The sequence below is a fragment of the Mycobacterium sp. genome (genome assembly GCF_035623875.1).
Classification (GTDB): Bacteria; Actinomycetota; Actinomycetes; order Mycobacteriales; family Mycobacteriaceae; genus Mycobacterium.
This window is the reverse complement of record NZ_DASPSP010000057.1, coordinates 1-8,271: the sequence shown is the minus strand read 5'-3', so window position 1 is coordinate 8,271 and position 8,271 is coordinate 1. Positions and strand designations below refer to the sequence as shown.

The following is an 8,271-nucleotide window of genomic DNA, read 5'->3' as shown; positions in this document are numbered from 1 at the left end:
CGACTGGGCTCGGTCCTATCGTCGGCAGATCCTGGTCGTCATGCTGGCATTGGTTGGGCTCGCGCTGGTGGCTCAGGGCACGGGCATTATCTGAGCTGCCACAAGCTACCCGATGGCTTGGTCACGATGCGGCCCGGTGCGACGGTGAAATCGGAAGCTGGCGAGATCAAAGTGCCCGTGGAGATCACCAGCGCGATCAAACGCGGTGTGGTCTCGATGCCGCACGGCTGGGGACATGGCAAGCCAGGAACCCGCATGTCGGTGGCTAACGACTTACCGGGCACAAACACCAATGCACTCTCCCCGCCGACGTTTATCGACGAGCCGTCCGGCAACGGTGCTCTCAATGGCATCCCGGTCACGATCATCGACGATCGAGGTCGATCTCGATCGGCGGCAAGTCACTCCTCGAAATGACGGTGACCGCCGCCAACGGCGTGCGAGTTGGTAATGCTGGCGGCAAGTAGGGCCCATCGCCATATCATCGGGTGATGAGCGCCGGTGGGCTGGATACCGTGGGCTCGCCGGCATTCACTGCCGAGGAGTCGACGCGGTATCGCGCCGCCGGCTGGTGGTCCGACTCGACATTGTCCGACGCGGTGCGTCGTCACGCCGAAGACTCATCGGACCGTTGCGCATACGCCGACAATCCCGGAACAGCCCTCACTTGGCGTGAGTTCGACTGTTCGGCGGACGCGCTGGCTGAGCAGCTGGCCGCCGTCGGCGTGGAACGTGGCGATCGGGTCGCAGTGTGGCACGGCGACTCCACTGCCATCCACGTGTTGTTCGTTGCGATCGAGCGTTGCGGCGCTGTGGTCGTCGGCATCGGCGCACGCGCCGGCACCCGTGAGGTCGCCGCGATACTGCGTAGTTCGCGACCGAAGCTGCTGATCAGCGATCAGCAGCGCCGTGACGCCGCGCTTCAGGCCGCAACCGGCCTGACGGAGTTTGCAGTCCCCTCGCTGGTCTTGACCCACGATGCCGACTTTCCGCGCCTCAACATCGACGCGAAACCCAGGGCGGTGCGGGCCGAGTCGGAACTCGGTCCCGACGACGTCTTCCTGATCAACTCGACGTCCGGCACCACGGGGTTGCCCAAGTGCGTCGTGCACACCCAGAACCGTTGGTACTACTTCCACCAGAAGGCGGTCGCCAACGGGCAACTGACTTCGGACGACATCTTCTTGCCGATCATCCCCACGCCCTTCGGCTTCGGACTGTGGACCAGCCACACCACCCCGATCTATCTGGGTGCCACCGCGGTGATCCTGAAGCGTTTTACCCCGAAGGCCACGTGTGCGGCGATAGCCCGACATAAAATCACCGTACTGTGCTGTGTCAGTACACAACTGACGATGCTGATGGCCGACCGGGCTTGCCGGGACTACGACCTGAGCTCGTTGCGTGTCGTTTTCACTGGCGGCGAGGCACTGCCGTACCGGCCGGCTGTCGAGTTCGAGGAGCTCACCGGCGCAAAGATTCTGCAGTTCTACGGCTCCAACGAAACCGGTCTACTCAGCGGGACGACCGTGTACGACTCGCGGCAACGCCGACTCCGTACGGGCGGTCGAATTGTGCCCGAGATGTCGGTCCGGCTGTTCGACGGCGATCAGGACGTCACCGCGACCGGCCGAGGCCAGCCCGCATGCCGAGGTCCGGCGACCAGCTTGGGCTATCTCGGCGGTGCCGGCCACGACCGGTTGTTCACCCGCGACGGGTGGATGCGGATGGGGGACATCTGCGAGATCGACGCGGAAGGCTATCTGAGCGTCACCGGCCGAGCCTCCGATTTCATCCTGCGTGGCGGCAAGAACATCAGCGCAGCGCAGGTCGAGGACGCCGCCACGACACACCCTGCGATCGCGATATCGGCAGCGGTCGCCATGCCCGACCCGGTGTTCGGTGAAAAGGTCTGTCTCTATGCCGAACTCGCCGATTCCCAGAGCATCGATCTGCCCGAACTCGTCGAATATCTCTTAGCACAAGGCGTTTCCAAGGAGCTGCTGCCCGAACGACTCATCGTGGTCCATGAACTGCCCCGATCGTCCGGCGCAAAGATCGCCAAAGGCCGGCTCCGTGAAGATATTCGAGCCAGGATGGAGGCCTATCATGAACGCTCCTAACGCACGGCGAGGCGGCCTGGAGGTGTGGGCGCCCTCGGTGGTCCCCCCGATCGGAGTGGAGCTATCCGACGAGCAGGCGCTCGCCGTCGCCTTCCGCCACCTCGCCGCCATCGGTTTCGCGGAGAACATGGCCGGACACATCACCTGGCAGCCCGACGGACACACCGACATGTTCGTCAACCCGTGGGGATTGTGGTGGCAGGAACTGACCGCATCCGATATCTGCGTGGTCGATAGCGAGGCCCGGGTGGTCCGCGGCCGGTGGGATGTCACGCCGGCGATCTATATCCACACCGAGCTACATCGCGTCCGCGACGACGCGCGGGTGGTCATTCACAATCACCCGTACGACGTCTGCGTACTTGCCGCACTGGGCCGGTTGCCCGAGCTGGTTCATCAGACCGGTTCGCTGTTCCTGGACGACCTGTGCCTGATCGACACCTACGACGGTGAGATCGACAGTGCGGACCGCGCAGCCGATCTCGCGGCCCGGATCGGCGGCGCCAACCTGACGATTCTGGCCAACCACGGGGTCATCGCAACCGGTCGCAATCTGGCCGAGGCTGTCTACCGCGCGGCATCGATCGAGCGGGTATGCAAGCTGGCCTACGACGTCATGCTCACCGGCAAGGAGCCGGTGCAGATGAACTGGTCGGACATGGTGGGCATGCAGGCGTCGCTGATCGAGCGGGCCGCCGACGTGTATTGGGCCGGGGCGGCGCGGATGACGATCAAAGCCGACCCCGCCGTGCTGAGCTGAGCGGATTGGGTGAGAAATGAAATCGATCGACGAGCTGGCCGCCAACCTGAACTTCACGACCGCCAAAACCGGGGACGATCGCTCCGTCACGTTCCTGCCCGATCCGCCACGGGCGCAACGCCGCTACACGGTCATCTCGGTCGATGATCACATCGTCGAACCCCCTGACACGTTCACCGGGCGTCTGCCGCGCAGATTCGCCGACCGAGCACCCAAAGTCGTGGACACCGAAGACGGCGGGCAGACCTGGGTTTACGACGGTCGGGAACTGCCCAATGTCGGGTTCAACGCGGTGGTCGGGCGGCCAGTTTCCGAGTACGGGTTCGAGCCGGTTCGGTTCGATGAAATGCGCCGCGGGGCATGGGATATTCACGACCGCGTCAAAGATATGGACCTGAACGGCATCTATGCGTCGCTCAACTTTCCGTCGTTTCTGCCGGGGTTCGCAGGGCAGCGGCTGCAGCAGGTGACCGACGATCGCGATCTGGCGTTGGCCTCGGTGCGCGCATGGAACGACTGGCACCACGAGGTCTGGGCGGGTTCATATCCTGACCGGATCATTCCGTGCCAGTTGCCCTGGCTGCTGGATCCAGACCTCGGCGCCAAGATGATCTACGAGAACGCCGAGCGCGGTTTTCACGCCGTCACATTCAGCGAGAACCCGGCGATGCTCGGGTTGCCGAGTATCCACTCCGGACACTGGGATCCGATGATGGCGGCATGCGCCGAAACCGGCACCGTCGTGAACCTTCACATCGGATCTTCGGGCTCGTCGCCATCCACCACCGAAGACGCACCGCCGGATGTGCAGGGGGTGCTGTTCTTCGCCTATGCCATTTCGGCAGCGGTCGACTGGTTGTACTCCGGGTTGCCCAGTAGATTCTCCGATCTGAAAATCTGCTTGTCCGAAGGTGGAATCGGCTGGGTTGCAGGGTTGCTCGATCGCCTCGATCACATGCTCAGCTATCACGCAATGTACGGCACCTGGGCGTCAATGGGTGAGAGTCTCACTCCTGCAGAGGTTTTCACTCGTAACTTTTGGTTCTGCGCGGTGGAAGACAAGTCGTCGTTCATCCAGCACGACCGCATCGGCGTCGACAACATCCTGTTGGAAGCCGATTACCCGCACTGCGACTCCACTTGGCCGCACACCCAGGAAGCGATCCACGAACAAATTGGCGACCTTCCGCAGGATGTGATCCGCAAGATCACCTGGGAGAACGCGTCGCGCTTGTATCGCCATCCGGTGCCGCTCGACATACAGCGGGATCCGGAGGCGTTTTGACGACCCTTGCGCACAGAAAGGCAGTTCCATGGCAAGCCGATGGCGCAAGTTGCTGCGGGGGATTGCGCTCGTCGCCTTCTCAGTGGGTGTCTGCGGAGCGCTCGTCCGCGGATTCTGGGGCGTCAGCCAGGAGTGTCAGGCCTGGGCGGCTAGCCAGAGGGCTATCAGCTCATGCAGAACGACTGGTGGGCCAAGAACCAGGGCTGTGTAGCAAGAGGGCCCGGCGGTGACGAGGTCCGGCACAGCGAAGACCTCCGCAGCAAAGCGATCGGCTGGGCGTGGCAGTTCGCGATTTTTGCAGTCGGCGGCTTGCCGGCAGTAGGCATTATCGTGCTGGTCAGCAAGCGTCTCGGGGGGTGACGGTGACTGATGGTCGAACAGAGTTCACCGATCGGAAACATCGCCAGCTGGCCGCGACAGTAGAATGGGAGCGCCTGACTCCAGGGCTCATGGCGGCTGAGTTCGGGTTCGACCGCAACGAGATCTCGTTCAGCGCCAAACTCAACGTGTGAGGTTTCCCGCAGTGGTCGTGGGCGCCTTGGTTGGTGGGGCGGATCGGTAGTCCAGTAGCCGAAGGCAGTATTTGCGATGACCACGATTGTTACCCGCCGCGGGAAGATCGCTCGTATCGAGTCGAGCCTAACTCCGCACGAGGCACAGATCGAAGACCTCGTCTTTCTACGAAAAGTATTGAAAAAAGCCAATATTCCGTTTCTGTTGATCCGCGACCACAAAAACCGACCGGTTCTCGCTGTCGATATTGAACTGCGTTCCGCAGTGGAGCGCGAGCTGACGGTCGCATGCGCCAAAGAGCCAATGTACGCCAAAACGGTTGATACACCTGGGCTTTCTCCCGTCTTGGTAGCTCTTGGGAGGCTATCCGGGGTGGCCGACCCGCATATCGTGCGGTTGTACCGGCGGCGGATCGCGCCGGGCGGATTCCGGTACGGTCCCAGGTTCGGTGTAGAACTGCAGTTCTGGGTCTTCGAGGAGAGTGTGGTCCTCTGTCCGGTGGAGAACTCGCTCACCCGTCGGGTGCTACCGCGGACAGAAATAAAGCCGGTGACCGCAAAGCTTTACGGGTATAAGTGGCCAACCATTGCGGGGATGTTCACCCCACATGCGAGCGACGTGACGTTTGACATCGACATGGTGTTCTCCTGGGTTGAGGGCAGTGACCCGGAGTTTCGGGCACGCCGGGCAGCGCAAATGTCACAGCATGTCGTGGGTGAAGGTGACGAGGCCGAAGCGCGGATCCGACAGATCGACGAGCTGAAGTACGCGCTGAGGTCGGTGAATATGTTTGCACCGTGGGTGCGCAGGATCTTCATCGCGACCGATTCGCGCTTTCCGGCATGGTTGGCCGAGCATCCCAAGATCACGATTGTCCGTGCGGAGGAGCATTTCTCGGACCCGGCCGCGTTGCCCACCTATAACTCACACGCGGTGGAGAGCCAGCTTCAACACATTCCAGAGCTGGCCGAACATTTCTTGTACTCAAACGACGACATGTTTTTCGGCCGACCACTGAAGGCCAGCATGTTCTTCTCCCCGGGCGGGGTCACAAAGTTCATCGAGGCCAAGACTCGGATCGGGCTCGGCGTCAACGATCCTGCGCGCAGTGGATTTGAGAACGCGGCCCGCGTGAATCGGCAGCTGCTCTTCGAGCGGTTCGGCCAGGTCATCACCCGCCATCTCGAACACACCGCGGTACCGCTGCGAAAAACTGTGCTCGCGGAGATGGAACGTGAATTTCCAGCGGAATTCGCCCGTACCCAAGCGAGCGCATTTCGTTCCAGCACCGACATCTCGGTGACCAACTCGTTCTACCACTACTACGCGCTGATGACCGGGCACGCTGTTCAGCAAGAAAAAGCCAAAGTCCTGTACGTCAACACCACCACCCGCGCCGGTCTCGACCTACTCCCCGAGTTGCGGAAAAAGCGCGGCTATCACTTCTTCTGCCTCAACGACAGCAGCTTCCCGGAGGTCTCCGCGGCCGAGCGCACCGAACGCGTCATAAACTTCCTCGAACGCTATTTCCCGATACCCGCGCCCTGGGAGAAGATCGCGGCTGACGAGAACCAGCCGGGGTTTGCCGCGCCGAAGACGTTAACACCGTCGTCGGGTGGGTGACGATCGCACACGTGGCGATCGGCACGAAGCGAATTTGCCCTGGTTACACTTCGGGGACTGTGACCAAGAGGCGACCCGACGCCCAGCAGCGGCGACGCGAGCTGTGCGACGCCGCGATCGAGTTGTTGGCGCAGGACGGTGCGCGGGGTTTGACTCATCTGCGGGTCGATCGACGCGCCGGGGTCGCCGATGGATCGACGTCCTTTTACTTTCACACTCGCGCTGACCTGCTGCGCGCGGTGACCAATCGCGTGGTGTCTCAAGACGTTGCTGATTTCGAAGCCGCGATGGCCGCGGCCAAGGCGGCCGATGGCGATCAGGAGGCGACACTGTTGTCGCGCCTGGCCGAGCAGGCCATGCGGACAGCGGTGGAACCGGAGCGATCTCGTGCGCGCGCTCGATTCGAGCTTATGATGATGTCGCAACGCGATCCCGAGCTGGCCGCCGTTTTCCAAAACCTAATGGAACGCTTCGCCGCGATTGGCGAAGAGGCGGTCGCACAACTCCAACCCCGAAACGCGCCGCTGGACACACCGTTGGTCAAGGCGCAGGCGTTTGCAGTGATCACCTTCCTGGGTGGCTTCCTGTTCCGATTGGCCAACGGCATTGCCGGCTTACGCAGTGCCCGCGAACTCGAGGGCTATCTGCGGGCGGTCATCGCGGGTGTCGAAGCCGAACACGGCCGGGTGAGCGACATCCGCTGAATCGACGGCCCGTACTTACCCAGCAGAGTTGGGGCTAATCAAGACTCGGCCATCCGCCGCTGCGTGCCGAACAAGATCGAATGCCTCGGCAATTCGTTTGAGTTGCACTGTCGGTCCGATTACTGTGCTCGGATCTACAGCGCCGCTAGCGAACGCGTCGATCACTTCCCGAAACTCGTCGGGGCGGTAGCACACCGAATAGCGGATGGTCAGTTCCTTGAGCAGCGCCGTGACAGGTTCAATGGGTGTGGGTTCGGCGCATGCGCCGGAAACGACGAGACGCCCGAGCGGGCGCAGGGCGACCTGACATGCTTGCAGGAGTTCGGGACGGCCGACACATTCAATGGCCACGTCATATCCGCCAGCGTCCGCGTCAGAGACCGAGACCAGCACATCGCTGGCGCCCATTGCCAGTGCGAATTTGCGTCGATGCTGATCGGGGTCTGCAACGGTGACGCGGACCCCGCCCTTCTGCAGCGCCCATACCAATGTCGTCAGCCCGACGCCGCCGGCACCGACGATTAACACATCATCGCCGGGGCTGATCTCGGCGCTGTGCACGCCGTGCAGTCCGACCGCGAACGGCTCAACCAGGGCTGAATAACTGGCGGGCAAGTCGGCGGGCAGGACAAAGGCATGACGCGCGGGGACGACGGCCAGTTCTGCGAAGCCCCCTGCGGGCCCCATCCCGATGTAGCGAGTCTGCGAGCAGTGCGATACCACACCGGCCGTGCAGTACTGGCAGGTCCCGCATGAAAAGACAGGCAGCACAGCGATGTTCGCATGTTGGCGCCACTCGCCTGCGCGGGACCCCACCGCGACGATCTCACCGCCCAATTCGTGACCCATGACCATACCGGCAGGTGCATAGACTTGGGCCTTGACGTCAGACCCGCACACCCCGCATGCGGCGACGCGGATAACCAACTCGTCGGGGCCCGGTGTGGGATCTGGCAGGTCAACGACCTCGAAACCGCCGCTCTCGGTGGTCACTGCGGCTTTCATGCCATGTCCTCAAGTTCGACGTCGAACACCGACAGGTATTCGTCGAACAGCGGTTCCAAATCGGCGCGTGTCACGCCGGAGCCGTCCAGGGAGTAGGGGGCTGCGCCGTGGCGATCCTGCGGATGCTGCTCCAGCCAGCGCAGCATCGCGCGTTCGGTGGCGACATTCAGATCGTCTGCGGCCCAGTCGTATAGCGATCGCATCACCGCGATGGGATCGCGCATCAGGTCGGCGTAGTGCAGGTCGAAGAAACGGTCA

At 62.6% G+C, this 8,271-nt stretch carries 7 protein-coding genes and 2 pseudogenes; 7 read left to right on the top strand and 2 right to left on the bottom strand.

Going from position 1 to position 8,271, the window contains the following annotated elements; all coding sequences use genetic code 11:
* Positions 1-141: 141 nt before the first annotated feature.
* From VEI45_RS04920 to VEI45_RS04890, 7 genes and pseudogenes are all read left to right on the top strand, one after another.
* Positions 142-417 (top strand): annotated as a pseudogene (locus VEI45_RS04920) (molybdopterin dinucleotide binding domain-containing protein); the annotation flags it as partial.
* Between the two features lie 74 nt (positions 418-491).
* Positions 492-2,123: a class I adenylate-forming enzyme family protein gene (locus VEI45_RS04915; RefSeq protein ID WP_324850682.1), complete on the top strand. Its 1,632-nt coding sequence runs from the start codon at positions 492-494 to the stop codon at positions 2,121-2,123.
* Positions 2,110-2,883, top strand: a complete 774-nt coding sequence (locus VEI45_RS04910) for a class II aldolase/adducin family protein (RefSeq protein WP_324850680.1) — start codon at positions 2,110-2,112, stop codon at positions 2,881-2,883. Before VEI45_RS04915 ends, VEI45_RS04910 begins: the two co-directional genes overlap by 14 nt.
* A gap of 16 nt (positions 2,884-2,899) precedes the next feature.
* Positions 2,900-4,168, top strand: coding sequence for an amidohydrolase family protein (locus VEI45_RS04905; protein ID WP_324850678.1), 1,269 nt, complete (start codon positions 2,900-2,902; stop codon positions 4,166-4,168).
* Positions 4,169-4,524: 356 nt separating this feature from the next.
* Positions 4,525-4,680 carry a hypothetical protein gene (locus tag VEI45_RS04900; RefSeq protein ID WP_324850676.1) on the top strand — a complete coding sequence of 52 codons (156 nt, stop codon included), beginning with the start codon at positions 4,525-4,527 and terminating at the stop codon, positions 4,678-4,680.
* A gap of 76 nt (positions 4,681-4,756) precedes the next feature.
* Positions 4,757-6,304 carry a stealth family protein gene (locus VEI45_RS04895; protein ID WP_324850674.1) on the top strand — a complete coding sequence of 516 codons (1,548 nt, stop codon included), beginning with the start codon at positions 4,757-4,759 and terminating at the stop codon, positions 6,302-6,304.
* Positions 6,305-6,363: 59 nt separating this feature from the next.
* Positions 6,364-7,008 (top strand): TetR/AcrR family transcriptional regulator, encoded by a 645-nt coding sequence (locus tag VEI45_RS04890; RefSeq protein ID WP_324850672.1) that lies wholly within the window; start codon positions 6,364-6,366, stop codon positions 7,006-7,008.
* 15 nt (positions 7,009-7,023) lie between these two features.
* Here VEI45_RS04890 and VEI45_RS04885 read toward each other — a convergent pair whose 3' ends face one another.
* Together VEI45_RS04885 and VEI45_RS04880 are read right to left on the bottom strand one after the other, a co-directional pair.
* A complete protein-coding gene (locus VEI45_RS04885; RefSeq protein WP_324850670.1) occupies positions 7,024-8,013 on the bottom strand; it encodes a zinc-dependent alcohol dehydrogenase in 990 nt (329 codons plus the stop codon).
* Positions 8,010-8,271 (bottom strand): annotated as a pseudogene (locus VEI45_RS04880) (sulfotransferase); the annotation flags it as partial. The pseudogene VEI45_RS04880 and the gene VEI45_RS04885, both read right to left, overlap by 4 nt.